Below are 17132 nucleotides of genomic sequence, written 5' to 3' on the forward strand. Positions count from 1 at the left end.
TGCGATCGCGGTGCGCGGGCGCTTTACTGCACCTGCGGCGGCTCCTGCTGCGTGGCCGCTTCATCCAACTGCGCATTGGCGTCGACGGTGAGCAGGCGGTTGACGTCCTGCACGTCCGCGTAGTCCAGCGAGCCGGCCGACTGCTCCAGCAGCAGGCGGTTCTGCAGGTAGTTGTACTTGGCGATGGCGTAGGCCTGGCGCGCATCAAACAGTTTCTGTTGGTTGATCAGCACGTCCAGCACGGTGCGCGTGCCCACTTCCAGGCCGACCTGCGACGCGTCGTAGGCTGCGTCGGCGGAGACCACCGCCAGGCGCCGGGCCTCGATCTCGCTGATGCCGGCCACCAGGGTCTGGTAGGAATTGCGAGTGTTGCGCTCCACCGCGCGCCTTTGCTGCTCGAGCTGGTCCTGGCGGATGTCGCGGTTGGCGATCGCCTCGCGCACGCGCGACTGGGTGGCGCCGCCGGAGAAGATCGGCACATTCAGGGTCAGGCCGATCGAGCGGCTTTCGCCCGCGCGCGCTGACGACGTAGGATCGGTGGGATCAGGGTCGTACGCCGGCCCGCCCCAGGTGTTGCGGTTGCCGTAGCTGGCGCCGAAGCTCAGCGTCGGGTAGTGCCCGCCGCGCGCGGACGAGACGCCCTGTTCGGCCGACTTGACCTGGTAGTCGATCGCCTTGAGTGACGGGTTGTTTTCAAGTGCCGAGGCCACCCAGCTCTCGGCATCGCCACCGGCGGGGAGCTCGGGCCTGAAGTCGTCCGGCAGGCCTTTGAGATTGGTGATTGGGGTGCCCGTGATCTCGGTCAGCGCCTGGTAGGCATCCTTGAGCACATTGCGCTGGGCAATCGTGTTGGCGCGGGCGCTGTCGTAAGTGGCGCGTGCCTCGTGCACGTCGGTGATCGGCGCCAGGCCGACTTCCAGGCGCTTGTCGGCGTAGTCGAACTGGCGCTTGAGCGCGGTCTCGGCCGCCTCGGCCGCGGACAGGGTCTCGATCGCCACCAGCACGTTGAAGTAGGCGGCCGAGGTCCGGGTCACCAGCGAGTCGCTGGCGGCCTCCAGGTCGAAGTCCGCCGCGTGGCTGAGCGCGTTCTGGGCGCGCACGTTGGCGAAGCTGCTCCAGCTGAAGACCGTCTGGTCGAGGTTGGCGCTGTAGCTGCGCGTGGTCGGGTCCGAATAGTCCTGGCCGGCAAGATGCGAGCGCGACAGCGAAGCGCTGCCGTTGATCTGCGGCAGGAGCTGCGCGCGCGCCTGCACGGCGCCTTCCTTCTGCGCCAGGCGGCCGGATTCGGCGGCGGACAGCTGCGGATCGCCGGTGCGTGCCAGTTCGTAGGTCTGCAGCAGGTCTTCGGCGAACGCCGTGGCCGGCAGCAGGGCGGACAGGGCGAGCGCGAGGGCGAGGGGGCGGCTCATGCGGGTTCCTTGGATATCAGAAGACGAAGGCGGGCACGGGGGCGGCGCCAGCAAGATAGGGGAGGTCGGTCTCGAACAACGATTCGGTGCGGGTTCCGTTGACGTCCCGGCGCAGCAGCGCCGCGTCCATCACCGGCGGGTTGCCGCGGACCACGAACATGCGCCCACCCGGACGCAGCCACTGCAGGAAACGTGACGGCACCGCCGCGACGGCGCCGGTGACGCAGATCGCATCGAAGCGGCGCTCGGTGTCCCAGGCCAGCGCGTCGGCGACCTCGACGGCCACGTTGGCGATGCCCTGCTCCTGCAGGCGCGCGCGGGCAAGGTCGACGAAATCGGCGTGCTGTTCCAGGCTGACCACGTCGCGCGCCAGCATGCCCAGGCATGCGGACAGGAAACCGCTGCCGGTGCCGATCTCCAGCACTTCGTCCCCCGCCTGCAGCTCAAGGGCCTGCAGGGCGCGGCCTTCGACGACCGGCTTCATCATGCGTTCGCCGTGGCCGAGCGGCAGCTCGATGTCGGCATAGGCCAGGGCGCGGTGGGTCTCGGAGACGAATGCTTCGCGCGGCAGCCGGACCAGCACGTCCAGGACGCGCACGTCGAGCACGTCCCAGGGACGTACCTGCTGTTCCACCATCGTTTCGCGGGCCTTGGTGTAATCCATCGTCGACATGCTCGGCTCTCGTGCGGTCAGCCCGCTATTTTACGGTGTTTGGGCCCCTGTCCCCGCATCGGCGGAGGAGGACAGGATCGCGGTTGCGGCCCGGCAGGACGCAGTGCCGGAAGTCACCGCAACCGCCGGCACCGTGCCGGTGGTCACGATTGCCCGGCCGCTCGCGTGCCGCGGACGCCGTAGGCGCGCAGGAACATGTCGACGCAGGCGTCGAGGTGCTCGTCGACCGGACGGTTCCCGCTGCAGCAGCCAAAGACCATCCGCGCGTGCACCTCGCCCTTGAGGAGGGCGAAGAACTGCGAGGACGCCAGGGCAACGTCCGGGATCTCGAGCTGGCCGGCGTCGATGCGGCTCTGGAGCAGTTTCGAGAAGGCGGTCTGCACGCGTTCAGGCCCCGCCTTCCAGAAGATCTCGGGCAGCGGCGAGTCGGTGACCTGCGGCGAGCACATGATGCGGTGGCCGGCGACCGCCTCGGGCGAGCTGACCATGGCGAAGAACGCCCGGGCGATCCCGAGCAGGCGTTCGCGCAGGGGGGTGTCGGGCGAGGGCTCGAACAGCGCGTCGGGCAGCTGGGTTTCGCAGTGCGACTTGACCGCGGCCGCGAACAGCGCGTCCTTGTCGCCGAAATGGCTGTAGACGGTGAGCTTGGAGACGCCGGCCTCGCTGGCGATCAGGTCCATGCTGGCGCGCTCGTAGCCGTGCAGGGTGAACATGCGCTTGGCGGCCTCGAGGATGGCCGCGCCCTTGGCGAGGTCCTTGGGGCGACCGGGGCTGGCCTGCCTGGCCGAGGCGCCAGGCTTGCGGGCGGGGGTATTCGACATGGATCCAATACTATACCAATCGGTTTTGTATTTGGGGGCTGCCGGCCCGCCCGTTGCCGGGCGTTCGGATTTGAGCGGTGGCGGCCGCGGGCGTTCCACCCCTTCCACCACGGCCCGTTTTCGGCGCTAGACTCGAGGCAGCGAGCGGGGCCGGCGCGACCGGTCAGCCAGCAGATCGGGGTGCGCATTGGAGCCAACCGATATCCGCAATCCGGACACCTTCCACAAGGTCGTCGATTGCCAGTGGGCCTGCCCGGCGCACACGCCGGTGCCCGAGTACATCCGCCTGATCGCCGCCGGCCGCCATGCCGATGCCTACATGGTGAACTGGCATTCCAACGTCTTCCCCGGGATCCTCGGCCGCACCTGCGACCGGCCCTGCGAGCCGGCCTGCCGGCGCGGGCGGGTCGAGGAGAACAACGGCGACAAGCCCGAGCCGGTCGCGATCTGCCGGCTCAAGCGGGTGGCCGCCGACCACAAGGGCGACGTGCGCGCGCGCATGCCCAGGCCCGCCGCGCGGTCGAACGGCAAACGCATCGCCTGCGTCGGCGCCGGGCCGTCTTCGCTGACCGTCGCCCGCGATCTCGCGCCGCTGGGCTACGCGGTCACCGTGTTCGAGGCCGACCCGAAGGCCGGCGGCTTCATGCGCACCCAGGTGCCGCGCTTCCGCCTGCCGGAGGAAGTGATCGACGAGGAGTGCGGCTACATCCTCGGCCTGGGGGTGGCGTTCGTCGGTGACCACCGCATCGATTCGATGAAGGCCCTGCTCGGCGAAGGCTTCGACGCGATCTTCGTCGGCAGCGGCGCGCCGCGCGGGCGCGACCTCGACCTGCCCGGGCGCCAGGAGGGCGCGGCCAACATCCATGTCGGCCTGGACTGGCTGGCCAACGTCTACTTCGGCCACGTGACGGAGATCGGTCGCCGTGTGCTGGTGCTCGGCGGCGGCAACACCGCGATGGACTGCTGCCGCTCCGCGCGCCGGCTCGGCGGGCAGGACGTGAAGGTGCTGGTGCGTTCGGGTTTCGACCAGATGAAGGCCAGCCCGTGGGAGAAGGAGGACGCGATGGAGGAAGGCATCCCGATCCTCGACTTCCGTGTGCCCAAGGCGTTCGTCCACGCCAGCGGGCGCCTGACCGGCATGACCTTCGAACGCGTGCGCGCCGAGTACGACGACACGGGCCGGCGCAAGCTGGTGCCCACCGGCGAGCCGGACGAGTTCCACCCCTGCGACGACGTGCTGATCGCGGTGGGGCAGGAGAACGCATTCCCCTGGATCGAGCGCGACTGCGGCATCGAATTCGGCGAATGGGACATGCCCGTCGTCGACAAGGTCACCCACCAGTCGTCGCTGCCGCACGTGCTGTTCGGTGGTGATGCCGCCTTCGGGCCGAAGAACATCATCTGGGCGGTGGCGCACGGCCACGCCGCGGCGATCTCGATCGACAGGCTCCTGCACGGAGAGGACCCGCGCGAGCGGCCCGATCCGATGGTGCAGCTCGAATCGCAGAAGATGGGCATCCACGAGTGGAGCTACGACAACGCGGTCTCGCCCGACGAGCGTTACGCGGTGCCGTGGTCGGAAGCGGCGAAGCGGCTGGACAGCATCAGCACCGAGGTCGAACTGGGCTTCGACGCCGCCACCGCGTGGAAGGAAACCCAGCGCTGCCTCAACTGCGACGTGCAGACGGTGTTCACCAGGGACAAATGCATCGAATGCGATGCCTGCGTCGACATCTGCCCGACCGACTGCATCACCTTCACCGCCAACGGCGACGAGGCCGACCTGCGCACGCGGCTCACCGCGCCGGCGCTGAACCCCGGGCAGGACCTCTACGTGTCCGAACCGCTGAAGACGCTGCGGGTGATGGTCAAGGACGAGGACGTCTGCCTGCACTGCAGCCTGTGCGCCGAACGCTGCCCGACCGGGGCGTGGGACATGCAGAAGTTCCTGTTGCTGGAGACGTACGCCGGACCCGGATGCCGCGACAGGCGACGCAAGGAGGCGGCGTGAACATCGACCGGACCACGCCGTGTTCCGGATCGTCATTCCCGCGAAGGCGGGAACCCATGGACGTTGCTTTGGGACCGTCACCGCACCAGTACCAAAATCCATGGACCCTCGCCCTCGCGGGGAGGACGCCGGAATGGGTGTCGGTTTCCGGCGATGGCGGCCGGTGGCGTGCCGGGGCCCGCGCATGACCCCCGCCCACGCCCCGCTCGAGGCCACCAACGACTTCGTCGTCAAGTTCGCCAACGTCAACGGCTCCGGCTCGGCCTCGGCCAACGAACTGTTCGCCAAGGCCATCCTGCGCATGGGCGTGCCGGTCAGCCCGCGCAACATCTTCCCGTCCAACATCCAGGGCCTGCCGACCTGGTACGAGGTGCGCGTGTCCGAGCGCGGCTGGCTCGGCCGCCGCGGCGGTGTCGACCTGATGGTGGCGATGAACCCGCAGACCTGGGACGCCGACGTCGCCGAGCTCGAACCGGGCGGCTACCTGTTTTACGACAACAGCCGGCCGATGCCGAAGTCGAAGTTCCGCGACGACGTCACCGTCATCGGCGTGCCGCTGACGCAGATCTCCAATGCCACCTGGGACGACCCGCGCCAGCGCCAGCTGTTCAAGAACATCATGTATGTCGGTGCGCTGAGCGCGCTGCTGGACATCGATCCGGCGGTGATCGAGGTGCTGATCGGCGAACAGTACAAGGCCAAGCCGAAGCTGTTGGCGCCGAACGTCGAAGCGCTGCATCTGGGTCGCGACTGGGTCATGGAACACCTGTCGCATCCGATCGGGCTGCGGGTGCGCAAGGCCGATGCGGTCGGCGACCGGATCTTCGTCGAGGGCAACGCCGCCGCCGCGCTGGGCTGCGTGTACGGGGGCGCCACAGTGTGCGCGTGGTATCCGATCACGCCATCGTCGTCGCTGGCCGAAGCCTTCCAGAAGTATTGCCAGAAGTACCGCGTCGACGACGAGGGCCGGGCGCGCTTCGCGGTGATCCAGGCCGAGGACGAGATCGCATCGATCGGCATGGTGGTCGGCGCCGGCTGGAACGGCGCGCGCGCGTTCACCACCACCGCCGGCCCGGGCGTGTCGCTGATGAACGAGTTCATCGGCCTGGCCTACTTCGCCGAGATCCCGGTGACGATCCTCAACGTGCAGCGCGGCGGCCCCTCGACCGGCATGCCCACGCGCACCCAGCAGTCCGACGTGCTCGCCTGCGCTTATGCCTCGCATGGCGACACCAAGCATGTGCTGCTGTTCCCGGAGGATCCTCGCGAATGCTTCGAGTTCGCGGCGGCCGCGTTCGACCTCGCCGACCGGCTGCAGACGCCGGTGTTCGTCATGAGCGACCTGGACATCGGCATGAACCAGCGCCTGTGCGCGCCGTTCGCCTGGGACGATGCGCGCGTCTACGACCGCGGCAAGGTGATGACCGCGGAGCAGCTGGAGGCTGGCGTCGAGTTCGCACGCTACAGGGATGTCGATGGCGACGGCATCCCGTGGCGCACCTGGCCCGGCACGCACCCGGACAGGGGCGCGTATTTCACCCGCGGCACCTCGCGCAACCCGCAGGCGCAGTATTCCGAGCGCGGTGCGGATTACGTCTACAACATGCAGCGGTTGCTGCAGAAGTTCGACACCGCGAAATCGCTGGTGCCGCAGCCGGTCGTCTCGCAGTCCGAAGTGCCGGCGCGGCATGGCGCGATCTACTACGGCTCCACCAGCCCGGCGATGGCCGAGGCGGTCGAACAGCTGCAGGCCGGCGGCATCGCGCTCGACACGCTGCGCGTGCGCGCGTTCCCGTTCCCGGATTCGGTGCTCGACTTCATCGACGCGCACGAATCGGTGTTCGTCGTCGAGCAGAATCGCGACGGCCAGCTGCGCACGCTGCTGGTGAACGAATTCGGCATCGACCCGGCGCGGCTGGTGCCGGTGCTGCACTACGACGGCACGCCGGTCACGGCGCGGTTCATCGCCGGCGCGGTCGCGGAACATGCGCGGCCCGCGGCTGCCAGGGAGAAGGTGGCGTGACTCACGTTCGCTGTCATCCCGGTGACCGTCATCCCGAGCGCAGCGAGGGATCTGCTTTCCCCATCTCGCAGCGGAAGCAGATCCCTCGCTGCGCTCGGGATGGAAGCCACCGGAATGGCAGCAACTGCCGGACGCCGGCAGCTGGCGTCCACGAAAGGTCCCCCGAGCCATGACCTACCTCGCCAAACCCAAGCTCCACCACCCCTCGCTCGGCTGCAACGCCATCGGCTTCACCCGCCGCGACTACGAGGGCAAGATCAGCACCCTGTGCGCAGGCTGCGGGCACGATTCGATTTCCGCGGCGATCATCCAGGCCTGCTGGGAGCTGGACATCCAGCCGCATCGCGTGGCCAAGCTGTCGGGCATCGGCTGCAGCTCGAAGACGCCGGACTACTTCCTCGGCCAGTCGCACGGCTTCAACACCGTGCACGGACGCATGCCGTCGGTGCTGACCGGCGCCAGCCTCGCCAATCGCGAACTGATCTACCTGGGTGTCTCCGGCGATGGCGATTCGGCCTCGATCGGCATCGGCCAGTTCGTGCATGCCATCCGCCGCGGCGTCGACATGGTCTACATCGTCGAGAACAACGGCGTGTACGGGCTGACCAAGGGCCAGTTCTCGGCCACCGCCGACCAGGGGTCGGTATCGAAGAAAGGCGTGGCCAACACCGACAGCCCGCTGGACATGGTGACCATGGCGCTGCAGCTGGGCGCCAGCTACGTCGGGCGCGGGTTCTCCGGCGACAAGAAGCAGCTGGTGCCGCTGATCAAGGGCGCGCTGTCGCACCGCGGCGCGGCCTTCCTTGACGTCATCAGCCCCTGCATCGCCTTCAACAACCATGCCGGCAGCACGCGCAGCTACGACTACGTGCGCGAGCACAACGAGGCGGTCAACCAGCTCGACGTGCTGCTGCCGCGCGCCGCCATCGTGGCCGATTACGAAGCCGGCGACACCATCGATGTCGAACAGCACGACGGCTCGACGCTGCGCCTGCGCAAGCTCGACGCCGATTACGATCCGCGCGACCGGATCGCGGCGATGAACCTGATCCAGCAGCGCCATGCGCGCGGCGAACTGGTGACGGGGCTGCTGTACGTCGATGCCGGGGCCGGTGACCTGCATGGCCACCTCGGCACCGTCGAGGCGCCGCTGAACTCGCTCGGCGCCGGCGAACTGAGCCCGGGCGCGGCGGCGCTGGAAAAGATCAACGCCGCGCTGCGCTGAGCGGCTGCGGATCAGCGCGCGGGCGTGCCCGGGCGACCCGGCGCCTCCTCCGCGGCGTCCCGCGCGGCCTGCTCGTTGGCGATCCACTGCTCGATCGCATGCCGCGCGCGCGCCTGGCGGCGCTGTTCGAGCCGGTGTTCCTGGTCGAGCACCCGGTACAGCGCCACCATCACCAGCAGCATCAGCAGCGCGAACGGCAGCGCGACGATCGTGATCACGCCCTGCAGCGCTTCCAGGCCGCCGGCCAGCAGCAGTGCGGCCGCGATCAGCGCCACGGCCACGCCCCAGACCAGCTTGCGCGACAGCGGCGGGTCGCCGGGCTCGTCGGTGGACATGCTCGCCAGCACCAGCACCGCCGAGTCGGCCGAGGTCACGAAGAAGATCACCAGCAACACCAGCGCGATCACCGCCAGCACGCCGGGCATCGGCAGGCTGTCGAACATGGTGAACAGCACCGTCTCGTAGCCCTGGGCCATGGCGCCGGCCAGGTCCACGTGGCCGAAGAGCTGCGACCACAGCGCCGTCCCGCCGAACACCGAGAACCACAGGAAGCCGAGCAGGCTGGGCGCGACCACCACGCCGAGGATGAATTCGCGGATGGCGCGGCCGCGCGAGATCCGCGCGATGAACGCGCCCACGAACGGTGCCCAGGCGATCCACCACGCCCAGTAGAAGATCGTCCAGTCCGCGACCCAGCTGCTGCCGGAGAACGGCGCCATGCGCAGGCTCATGGTCACCAGCTGGTTGAGGTACGAACCCAGGGTGGTGGTGAAGGTGTCGAGGATGAAGCCGGTCGGGCCAAGCACCAGCACCAGCAACAGCAGCACCCCGGCCAGGGCGAGGTTGAAGTTGGACAGCCACTTGATGCCGCGATCGACGCCGGTGGCGGTCGAGGACATGTACAGCACGAACGCGATCGCGATCACCGCCAGCTGCAGCGTGCGCCCGGAGGGGATGCCGAACACGCGCTCGATGCCGGCGGCGATCTGGATGGTGCCGAAGCCCAGCGTCGTGGCCACGCCGACGGCGGTGGCCACGATCGCCAGGATGTTGACGACCCGACCGGGCCAGCCGCGGTGGCTGGTGCCGATCACCGGCTGCAACAGGTCGCTGATCAGGCCGCGACCGCCACGGTTGTACTGGAACCACGCCATCGCCAGCCCGATCAGCGCGTACACCGCCCACGGATGCAGGCCCCAGTGGAAGAACGCATAGCGCATCGCCGCACGCGCGGCCGCATTGCTTTCCGGCGGCAGGCCCTCGGGCGGCTGGAGGAAGTGCGAGACCGGCTCCGCGGCGCCCCAGAACACCAGCCCGATCCCCATGCCGGCGGCGAACAGCATCGACAGCCAGCTGGCGTAGGAGAACTCGGGTTCCGCGTCCTCGCCGCCGATGCGCAGGTGGCCGAAGCGGCCGAATGCCAGGTAGAGCAGGAACACGAGGGTGGCGAACACGACCACCAGGTAGGTCCAGCCGGCATCGCGCACCAGGTGCCGGACCAATTCCTGTACGACATCATTGAAGGCATCGGACATGGCACCGGCCAGCACCACGAGCGCGATTACCAGGGCGATGGATATCCGGTAGACCATCGGTTCGTTCTCCAGTCGCGGGGAAGCGAAGGGGGTGGCGGCCCGGTGCGATGGTGCGCGGATGCGGAGGTATTCCCCGAATGCCTCCGCGAACGGACTGCTGCCCCAAGCCTAACGAAACGCGGGTGAAACCCCACCCGTGGCGGGTCGCGGCTGGCTTCAGTCCGCCTCCAGGACTTCGGCGCGCGGTCCGGCGACGGGCGACACCCATGCCCTTGCCGCGAAACCAGCGCCGGCAAATGCCGCGCGCATCGCCGGTGCTGCGGCTTCCGCCGCGGCCCTGGATTCGAACCAGGCGAACACGCTCGGACCCGCGCCGGACAGGCTGGCGCCAAGCGCGCCGGCGTCGACGGCCGCGGCCTGCACGGCGGCGAAGCCGGGGACCAGCGGCGCCCGGCGCGGTTCCACCAGCACGTCGCGCAGGCCTTCGCGGATCAGTCCGGCGTCGCCGCGCTGCAGGCCAGTGAGGAACAGCGCCAGGTGCGCGTTCTGCCGCACCACCAGCGGCAGCGGATACGGCTCGGCCAGCACTTCGCGCGCGCGCCGGGTTTCGAGCACCTGGTCGGGATGCACCACCACGCAGTGCAGCCAGTCGGGCGCATCAAGCGCGATCATGCGGTCGGCGGTCGCCATCACCACGCCGCCGAGCAGCATCGGCGCGACGTTGTCGCCCTGGCGGCTGTGGCTGGAGACCGCTTCGCCGTCGATTGCGTACGGGTACAGCGCCTCGCGCGGCAGCGGGGCGTCGAGCAGGGCGTTGGCCGCGACCAGCGCGGCCACGCACGAGGCCGCCGAGCCGCCGAGGCCGGCGCCGACCGGAATGCCCTTCTCCAGTTCCAGTTCGAAGCCGTGGTCCAGCCGCAACCCGGCGCGCAGCGATGCCAGCGCCTGGCCGGCCGTGTTGCGTTCGATTGCCCGCGGGATCGAACCGGCGCCGGGCGCGTCGCCGCCGATCGCCGCGATCCGGACTTCCGGTGCGTCGATGCGGCGCACGCGGGCGACGTCGCGCGGGCCGTCGATGCTGTGCCCGAGCAGGTCGAAGCCGACGCCGATGTTGCCCACGCCGGCGGGGGCGAAGGCGCGGGCGGTGTCGGCGCGGGTTCCGGCGTCGGACGGCAGGGCGGTGGGCATCGGCGATTCCTCGTGTACGTCGCGCATTCTCACGCGATCGGGCCGACCGTGGGAGCGGCCATGGCCGCGATGCGTTCCGGGGCAGGCCAATCGCGGCCATGGCCGCTCCCACAACCCGCAGCGGTCGACTGGCCCCGGCCGCCGCGTCGTGGTCAAATGCCCGCCGAAGCGGGGGTACCGGTCAGTGGCCGGTTGAGACAGACCCTTCGAACCTGATCCGGGTGATGCCGGCGTAGGGAAGCTTCGCAGGATCGCGTGGGACGCATGTCCCGTGGTCCGCGCCTCGTGCGCGGGCCGGCCCGCAGGTCCCTGCGCCGCCGCTTCGTCCAGCCCAACCAGGACGAACGCCATGAACGCAGTGCCCGCTTCCCTGCAGCAACAGACCGAGCAGCTATCCGAATCCGTGACCCGGCCGATCCCGGGCTCGCGCAAGATCCATGTCGAGGGCTCGCGCCCGGACCTCCGGGTAGCGATGCGCGAGATCGCGCTGACCGCCACGCCGACCCTGTTCGGCGGCGAGGACAACCCCCCGGTCACCGTCTACGACCCCTCCGGCCCCTACACCGATCCGGACGTGCGGATCGACCTGTCGGCCGGGCTGGCGCCGCTGCGCGCGCGCTGGATCGAGGAGCGCGGCGACACCGGGGCGCTCGACGCACTCAGCTCCGAATTCGGCCGCGCCCGCGAGCACGACCCGAAGCTGGCCGCGGTGCGCTTCCCCGGCCGCCGCCTGCCGCGCCGCGCGAAGGACGGCGCCAACGTCACCCAGATGCACTACGCGCGCCGCGGCATCGTGACCCCGGAAATGGAATACGTCGCCATCCGCGAGAACCAGCGGCTGGAGGCGGTGCGCGAGTCGCACCTGCTCGCGCAGCACCCCGGCGAATCCTTCGGCGCCAGCATCCAGAAGATCATCACGCCAGAATTCGTGCGCGACGAGATCGCCCGCGGCCGCGCGATCCTGCCCAACAACATCAACCACCCCGAGAGCGAGCCGATGATCATCGGCCGCAACTTCCTGACCAAGATCAACGCCAACATCGGCAACAGCGCGGTGTCGTCCGGCATCGCCGAGGAAGTCGAGAAGCTGGTCTGGGCGATCCGCTGGGGCGGCGACACGGTGATGGACCTGTCGACCGGCAAGCACATCCACGAGACCCGCGAATGGATCATCCGCAACTCGCCGGTGCCGATCGGCACGGTGCCGATCTACCAGGCGCTGGAGAAGGTGGACGGCCGCGCCGAGGAGCTGACCTGGGAGATCTTCCGCGACACCCTCATCGAGCAGGCCGAGCAGGGCGTGGACTACTTCACGATCCATGCCGGCGTGCTGCTGCGTTACGTGCCGTTGACCGCCAGGCGCGTGACCGGCATCGTCTCGCGCGGCGGCAGCATCATGGCCAAATGGTGCCTGGCGCATCACCGCGAGAGCTTCCTGTACGAACACTTCGAGGACATCTGCGAGATCATGAAGGCCTACGACGTGGCCTTCTCGCTTGGCGACGGCCTGCGCCCGGGCTGCATCGCCGATGCCAACGATGCGGCGCAGTTCGGCGAGCTGGAAACGCTCGGCGAGCTGACGAAGATCGCCTGGAAGCACGACGTCCAGACCATGATCGAAGGCCCCGGCCACGTGCCGATGCAGATGATCAAGGAGAACATGGACAAGCAGCTGGCCGAATGCGGCGAGGCGCCGTTCTACACCCTCGGCCCGCTGACCACCGACATCGCGCCGGGCTACGACCACATCACCTCGGCGATCGGTGCGGCGATGATCGGCTGGTTCGGCACCGCGATGCTCTGCTACGTCACGCCCAAGGAGCACCTGGGCCTGCCCAACCGCGCCGACGTGCGCGACGGGATCATGGCCTACAAGATCGCCGCGCACGCGGCCGACCTTGCCAAGGGCCATCCCGGCGCGCAGGTGCGCGACAACGCGCTGAGCAAGGCGCGCTTCGAGTTCCGCTGGGAGGACCAGTTCCACCTCGGCCTGGATCCTGAAAAGGCCAAGGAATTCCACGACGAGACCCTGCCCAAGGACGCGCACAAGCTGGCCCACTTCTGCAGCATGTGCGGCCCGCACTTCTGCTCGATGCGGATCACCCAGGACGTGCGCGACTATGCCGCCGAGCACGGCATGGACGAGGCCGCCGCCCTGGACGCGGGCATGGCGGAAAAGTCGGCCGAGTTCCGTGCCCAGGGCGCCGAGGTCTACCGCCAGGGCTGAATGGCAGCTGCCTTCGGGCATGGCGTCAGCCCGGGTTCACCCCCGGCCGGCGCCGATCACGCCGACGCGCGAACCGGCGTGGTAGCGTGCGCCCATTACCTGATGGAGCGGTCGTCATGAAGGCTTCGCATCGACTTGGCACATGGTTGCTGGCCGCCTGCGCGCTCGTGCTGCTGGCGGGCTGCGCCACCGGGCCGAGGGTCAGCACCGACATGGATCCCGGCGCGGATTTCTCGCGCTACCACACGTGGGCCTTCTACCAGCCCATCGCGATGGAGCAGTCCGGCTATTCGACCTGGATCACCCAGCGCATCCGCGACGACGTGCGCCGCGAGATGGAAGCCCGGGGCTACGCCTACGACGAGTCCTCGCCCGACCTGCGCGTTAACTTCCAGGGCATCGTGCAGGAGAAGACCGACGTCTACACGATGCCGCGCACGGACTTCCAGTACTTCTACAGCTATCGCCATCGCAGCTACTACGCCGTGCCCGTCTGGTACGACGAGACCCAGGTCAGCCGCTACACCGAGGGCACGCTGACGATCGACGTGGTCGACGCGGCGCAGAACCGGCTGGTGTGGACCGGTGCCGCGATCGGGCGGGTGACGCGCAAGGCACCGGAGGACCGCGGCGCGGACGTTGACCGCGCGATTTCCGAGATCTTCCTGCGCTATCCGTTCCGCGCCGGCAGCGGCGCGGGCAGCCTGCCGATGCGCTGAGGCTGGCCGGGATGGCGGCAGCGGATTGGGCGCCGATGCTGGCGCCGTGGCGCCTGGCCTATGGCCTGCGCAAGCATCCCTCGTCGATCCTGCTGATCGTGCAGGTGCTCGGCATCCTGTCCTATCCGCTGATGGAGAACACCGGCATCGGGCGCGCGCTGTTCGGCGCGATGAGCATCGCGGTGCTGTCGCTGGTGCTATGGGTGATCAACCGCGCCTCGTCGCACTGGGTGGCGTGGCTGCTGGCGGTGCCGTCGGTGTCGATGTCGCTGCTGGCCAACTTCGCCGGCATGCCCGCGCTGCTGCCGTGGGCGCACGCGCTCGAATCGATCCTGTACTTCTACGCCGTCGCCGGCCTGATCCGCTACATGCTCGGCGACATGCGCGTGACCACGGACGAACTGGTCGCCGCGGCCACCACGTTCACCCTGCTGGCGTGGGCGTTCGCCTATGCGTTCTCGGCCTGCCAGGCTTGGATCCCCGGCAGCTTCAGCGCCGTTTCCATACCGCCGCAGCCGCGCAGCTGGATGGAACTGCTGTTCCTGAGCTTCAGCACGCTGTCCGGCGTGGGCCTGAGCGACATCGTCCCCCTGAGCCCCTCGGCGCGCGCGCTGACGATGCTGGCGATGTTCTCGGGCGTGATGTACATCGCCATCGCGGTGTCGCGGCTGATCGCGTTGACGGTGATCAGGCAGCAGAAGCACTGAGCGGGCATGGGGGGTTCGAAAGAGCGGGCAGCTTCGTCCCGCTTTTCCAGTCACCGGTGACCGCTCCTCAGGGCCGTGCGCGGCGCGCGATCTCCGCGGCGTTGGCGGGCGTCACCCGCCATTCGTCGGCGTCCTCGTAGGCGAAGTCGACCGTCGCCTTGCCGGTGCCCTTGTCCAGCTTCACCACGCAGGCGCGCCACGGGTCCTTGCCTTCGACGCGGGTCGCTTCGCGCAGCGCGTCGACCCGGTCCTCGAGATCGAATGATTCGGGCGTCGCCGGCTGCCCGGGCTCGTCGCCTACGTAGCGGAAGCCGTTGAGCGTCGACATGCCATCGCCGTACCAGACGACCAGCGCGTACTTGTCCCAGGGCTGTGCCGCGACCTTGCGGTCGCCGGCGAGCAGGCGGCCGATCTCGACGATCAGTGCGTCCTTGTCCATCGGTGCTGCGGGCCTCGCGTGGCGTCAGGCGTTGGGCATGTCCGCGCGCGGGACGCGGTCGAACTGCTGGCCGGCCTCGTTGCGGAACGTGACGCGCTGATCGTACACGACGCGTCCGTCGGCCGGGTCGGTCACCTCGTAGGCCACGCGCACGCGGTCAGGGCGGTCCACGTTCTCCGGCGTGAGACCGACCGTGATGTGGACGTCCATCCCGGCGTCGATCCAGTCGGCCCACTCGTTCTCCAGCTTCTTGTAGGCGCTGACGTTGAAGTTGCCGTTCTGCGGGAACAGGTTTTTCAGGCCCTGGTCCTTGACGAAGCGGTGGCCGATCAGGTGCCCGCCCTGGTCGCCCTCGACGCCGCGGCCGGCGGCATCGCGCTGGGCCTTGGTTTCGGCGCTGCTGCGGTCGATGCCGGTGAAGACTTCGGTGAGGTCGGCTTCGGCGCGGATCGGGCGGCCTTCGCTGTCGTTGGTCCAGGTGACCACGTTCTCGCCGATGTGTTCGGTGGTCGTGGTGACGCCGCCCGGGCCGGTCGTGCCGGGATCGTCGTCGCGCAGGGCGGTGGCGATGCGGTCGCGCAGCGCGGGGGCATCGGGCATCAGCCAGGGCGCGCCTTGCAGCGCGTCGTCCAGCGCGTCGAGCGCCTCGCGGCCGCCGTCCTGCCGGGCCAGCGAGGACAGCTGCGCATCGTCCATGCCGGCGACGATGTTCCGCGCCACCCACGGCCGCGACACGAACGACGCGTCGCGCAGCGCGGTGGTGATGGCTTCGGCGTCGGGTGCGGACGGATCCGGTGCGGCATCGGCCCGGTGGTCGACCGGACAGACGCTGGTCGGGCGGACGGACTCGAACATTCCGGCATCTCCACGAGGCGATGGCGGGCAGTGTGCCGCGCCGCCATACGGTGCGGTATCCCGGGCTGACCCTAGGCTGTCCCCGCAGCGCGTCCACGGCAGGCGAGGACGCAGGCAGGAGCAGCCGCATGAGCCGCGGAAGCCGCGATGCGCCCGAGGCCGCGTCAGTGCGGCCGTGCCAGTGGCGTGGTCGCAGCTTCCGCCGCGCCCGGCCGCCGGTTATGCGCCGCGCCTCAGGCGAAGCGCTCGCGCAGCGTTTCCAGCCAGCCCTGCCAGGTCTGCCCGTCCAGGGACGGGTCGTACTCGCTGCCGAGCGCGCGCAGGCGGTTGGCCAGCGCGACCTCGTCCAGGCCCTGCGCCGACAGCCGCGCCAGGTCAGCGCGGACTTCGGCCACCTGTTCGTCGTCCTCGCTGTCGACGAAGTACGCGGCCACGGCGTCGGCGGTGTCGTGCTCGCTGCGCCAGTCCTGGTGGAAGTACGCGGAGAGGAAGTTCTCCAGTGCCGGGAAATCACTCATGCGGTGCGTGCTCGCTCGGTTCAGGGCGTGGTCGGGTAGCCGGTCACGATTCTATAGCCGATGCCGAGCGCGTTCGAACGCTCCAGCACCAGCTTCACCGAAAACACGTCCTCGGCCTGGGTGTCGCCGCGCTTGATCGAGATGCCGGTGCTGGCATCGAAGTGCGCATCGAGCACCAGGCGGTTGCCGCCCTTGCCGTCGACCCAGGCATCGATCTTGTCCTGGTGTTCGGCGATGGTTTCGGCGATGAAGTGCTCGGCCGAGGGCAGGTCGCGGAAGCTCGATGAAGCGCTGATGTTTTCCTTCTGCAGGCGGTCGAGCAGCTGTTGCTCGGTCTTGCCGACGTGGCGGTCGATCAGGTGCGCGCCCGCGTCTTCGTGCGCTTCGAGCCCGCCGCCGGGCACCTCGCCGCCGCCGCCGACGTCGTCGATCGGCCCGAGGTAGGCGTCGAGCGCCTGCTGCGTGGCTTCGACCGCATCGCGCTCCACGCGCGACAGCTGGCCGACGGGGAATTCGGCCAATGCGTCGCGGATCTTGCCCAGCAGCGGATCGAGCTGTCCGGCGAAGGTTTCGTCGCCCTGCGCCAGTGCGATCGCATCGCCGGTCTGGTCGAGGAAGTCGAGCAACTGTCCGTCGTCGGCCAGTTCCTGCAGGTGCTGGCCGAGGTCGCCGTCCGAGGCGGCCGCCGCCATCGCATTCGCCCGCGCCGGCGCAAGGCCCGCGTTGAGCAAGGGGTTGGAACCGAAACCAGCCTGTACGCCTTCCATCGTCGCCGCTCTCCA

15 protein-coding genes and 1 riboswitch are annotated in these 17132 nt (G+C 69.2%); of the genes, 6 read left to right on the top strand and 9 right to left on the bottom strand.

What is annotated here, in order from left to right:
• Positions 1-23: 23 nt before the first annotated feature.
• From ABD679_RS02475 to ABD679_RS02485, 3 genes are all read right to left on the bottom strand, one after another.
• On the bottom strand, positions 24-1409 hold the full coding sequence (locus ABD679_RS02475) for a TolC family outer membrane protein (protein WP_344758363.1): 1386 nt from the start codon (positions 1407-1409) through the stop codon (positions 24-26).
• A 16-nt stretch (positions 1410-1425) separates the two neighbouring features.
• On the bottom strand, positions 1426-2082 hold the full coding sequence (locus tag ABD679_RS02480) for a protein-L-isoaspartate O-methyltransferase family protein (RefSeq protein ID WP_344758364.1): 657 nt from the start codon (positions 2080-2082) through the stop codon (positions 1426-1428).
• 143 nt (positions 2083-2225) lie between these two features.
• Positions 2226-2903, bottom strand: coding sequence for a TetR/AcrR family transcriptional regulator (locus ABD679_RS02485; RefSeq protein ID WP_344758365.1), 678 nt, complete (start codon positions 2901-2903; stop codon positions 2226-2228).
• Positions 2904-3090: 187 nt separating this feature from the next.
• On the opposite strand from ABD679_RS02485, the gene ABD679_RS02490 reads away from it, so the two are divergent.
• The 3 genes from ABD679_RS02490 (at position 3091) to ABD679_RS02500 (ending at position 8162) form a co-directional block, all read left to right on the top strand.
• A complete protein-coding gene (locus tag ABD679_RS02490) occupies positions 3091-4914 on the top strand; it encodes an FAD-dependent oxidoreductase (RefSeq protein WP_344758366.1) in 1824 nt (607 codons plus the stop codon).
• A 184-nt stretch (positions 4915-5098) separates the two neighbouring features.
• Entirely contained in the window at positions 5099-6937 is a 1839-nt protein-coding gene (locus ABD679_RS02495) for a 2-oxoacid:acceptor oxidoreductase subunit alpha (protein WP_344758367.1), read from the top strand.
• 169 nt (positions 6938-7106) lie between these two features.
• Positions 7107-8162 carry a 2-oxoacid:ferredoxin oxidoreductase subunit beta gene (locus ABD679_RS02500; protein WP_344758368.1) on the top strand — a complete coding sequence of 352 codons (1056 nt, stop codon included), beginning with the start codon at positions 7107-7109 and terminating at the stop codon, positions 8160-8162.
• 11 nt (positions 8163-8173) lie between these two features.
• On the opposite strand, the gene ABD679_RS02505 is transcribed toward ABD679_RS02500, so the two are convergent.
• Entirely contained in the window at positions 8174-9754 is a 1581-nt protein-coding gene (locus ABD679_RS02505; protein WP_344758369.1) for a BCCT family transporter, read from the bottom strand.
• A gap of 159 nt (positions 9755-9913) precedes the next feature.
• The gene (locus ABD679_RS02510) at positions 9914-10885 is read right to left on the bottom strand and encodes a homoserine kinase (protein ID WP_344758370.1); all 972 of its coding nucleotides are present in this window, start codon (positions 10883-10885) and stop codon (positions 9914-9916) included.
• A 160-nt stretch (positions 10886-11045) separates the two neighbouring features.
• A riboswitch (TPP riboswitch) is annotated at positions 11046-11142 on the top strand.
• Positions 11143-11234: 92 nt separating this feature from the next.
• Here ABD679_RS02510 and thiC point away from each other — a divergent pair.
• From thiC to ABD679_RS02525, 3 genes are all read left to right on the top strand, one after another.
• On the top strand, positions 11235-13112 hold the full coding sequence (gene thiC / locus ABD679_RS02515) for a phosphomethylpyrimidine synthase ThiC (RefSeq protein WP_344758371.1): 1878 nt from the start codon (positions 11235-11237) through the stop codon (positions 13110-13112).
• A 116-nt stretch (positions 13113-13228) separates the two neighbouring features.
• Positions 13229-13831, top strand: a complete 603-nt coding sequence (locus ABD679_RS02520) for a DUF4136 domain-containing protein (protein ID WP_344758372.1) — start codon at positions 13229-13231, stop codon at positions 13829-13831.
• Positions 13832-13842: 11 nt separating this feature from the next.
• Complete coding sequence (locus ABD679_RS02525; RefSeq protein ID WP_344758373.1) at positions 13843-14538, top strand: ion channel; 696 nt, start codon at positions 13843-13845, stop codon at positions 14536-14538.
• 67 nt (positions 14539-14605) lie between these two features.
• On the opposite strand, the gene ABD679_RS02530 is transcribed toward ABD679_RS02525, so the two are convergent.
• The 4 genes from ABD679_RS02530 to ABD679_RS02545 form a co-directional block, all read right to left on the bottom strand.
• Positions 14606-14977, bottom strand: a complete 372-nt coding sequence (locus ABD679_RS02530; protein WP_344758374.1) for an antitoxin YezG family protein — start codon at positions 14975-14977, stop codon at positions 14606-14608.
• 24 nt (positions 14978-15001) lie between these two features.
• Positions 15002-15832, bottom strand: a complete 831-nt coding sequence (locus tag ABD679_RS02535) for a DNA/RNA non-specific endonuclease (protein ID WP_344758375.1) — start codon at positions 15830-15832, stop codon at positions 15002-15004.
• Positions 15833-16065: 233 nt separating this feature from the next.
• On the bottom strand, positions 16066-16350 hold the full coding sequence (locus ABD679_RS02540; protein WP_344758376.1) for a contact-dependent growth inhibition system immunity protein: 285 nt from the start codon (positions 16348-16350) through the stop codon (positions 16066-16068).
• A gap of 20 nt (positions 16351-16370) precedes the next feature.
• Complete coding sequence (locus ABD679_RS02545; protein ID WP_344758377.1) at positions 16371-17117, bottom strand: RNase A-like domain-containing protein; 747 nt, start codon at positions 17115-17117, stop codon at positions 16371-16373.
• Positions 17118-17132 lie beyond the last annotated feature (15 nt).

The organism is Luteimonas lutimaris (assembly GCF_039537065.1).
Lineage (GTDB): Bacteria > Pseudomonadota > Gammaproteobacteria > Xanthomonadales > Xanthomonadaceae > Luteimonas > Luteimonas lutimaris.

What these genes read in the sequence shown, in the direction of transcription:
- ABD679_RS02540 (WP_344758376.1), bottom strand. Translation starts at nt 16,350, where the DNA reads ATGAGTGATTTCCCGGCACTGGAGAACTTCCTCTCCGCGTACTTCCAC.
- ABD679_RS02520 (WP_344758372.1), top strand. Translation starts at nt 13,229, where the DNA reads ATGAAGGCTTCGCATCGACTTGGCACATGGTTGCTGGCCGCCTGCGCG.
- ABD679_RS02500 (WP_344758368.1), top strand. Translation starts at nt 7,107, where the DNA reads ATGACCTACCTCGCCAAACCCAAGCTCCACCACCCCTCGCTCGGCTGC.
- ABD679_RS02480 (WP_344758364.1), bottom strand. Translation starts at nt 2,082, where the DNA reads ATGTCGACGATGGATTACACCAAGGCCCGCGAAACGATGGTGGAACAG.
- ABD679_RS02525 (WP_344758373.1), top strand. Translation starts at nt 13,843, where the DNA reads ATGGCGGCAGCGGATTGGGCGCCGATGCTGGCGCCGTGGCGCCTGGCC.
- ABD679_RS02510 (WP_344758370.1), bottom strand. Translation starts at nt 10,885, where the DNA reads ATGCCCACCGCCCTGCCGTCCGACGCCGGAACCCGCGCCGACACCGCC.
- ABD679_RS02495 (WP_344758367.1), top strand. Translation starts at nt 5,099, where the DNA reads ATGACCCCCGCCCACGCCCCGCTCGAGGCCACCAACGACTTCGTCGTC.
- ABD679_RS02475 (WP_344758363.1), bottom strand. Translation starts at nt 1,409, where the DNA reads ATGAGCCGCCCCCTCGCCCTCGCGCTCGCCCTGTCCGCCCTGCTGCCG.
- ABD679_RS02505 (WP_344758369.1), bottom strand. Translation starts at nt 9,754, where the DNA reads ATGGTCTACCGGATATCCATCGCCCTGGTAATCGCGCTCGTGGTGCTG.
- ABD679_RS02545 (WP_344758377.1), bottom strand. Translation starts at nt 17,117, where the DNA reads ATGGAAGGCGTACAGGCTGGTTTCGGTTCCAACCCCTTGCTCAACGCG.
- ABD679_RS02535 (WP_344758375.1), bottom strand. Translation starts at nt 15,832, where the DNA reads ATGTTCGAGTCCGTCCGCCCGACCAGCGTCTGTCCGGTCGACCACCGG.
- ABD679_RS02530 (WP_344758374.1), bottom strand. Translation starts at nt 14,977, where the DNA reads ATGGACAAGGACGCACTGATCGTCGAGATCGGCCGCCTGCTCGCCGGC.
- thiC (WP_344758371.1), top strand. Translation starts at nt 11,235, where the DNA reads ATGAACGCAGTGCCCGCTTCCCTGCAGCAACAGACCGAGCAGCTATCC.
- ABD679_RS02485 (WP_344758365.1), bottom strand. Translation starts at nt 2,903, where the DNA reads ATGTCGAATACCCCCGCCCGCAAGCCTGGCGCCTCGGCCAGGCAGGCC.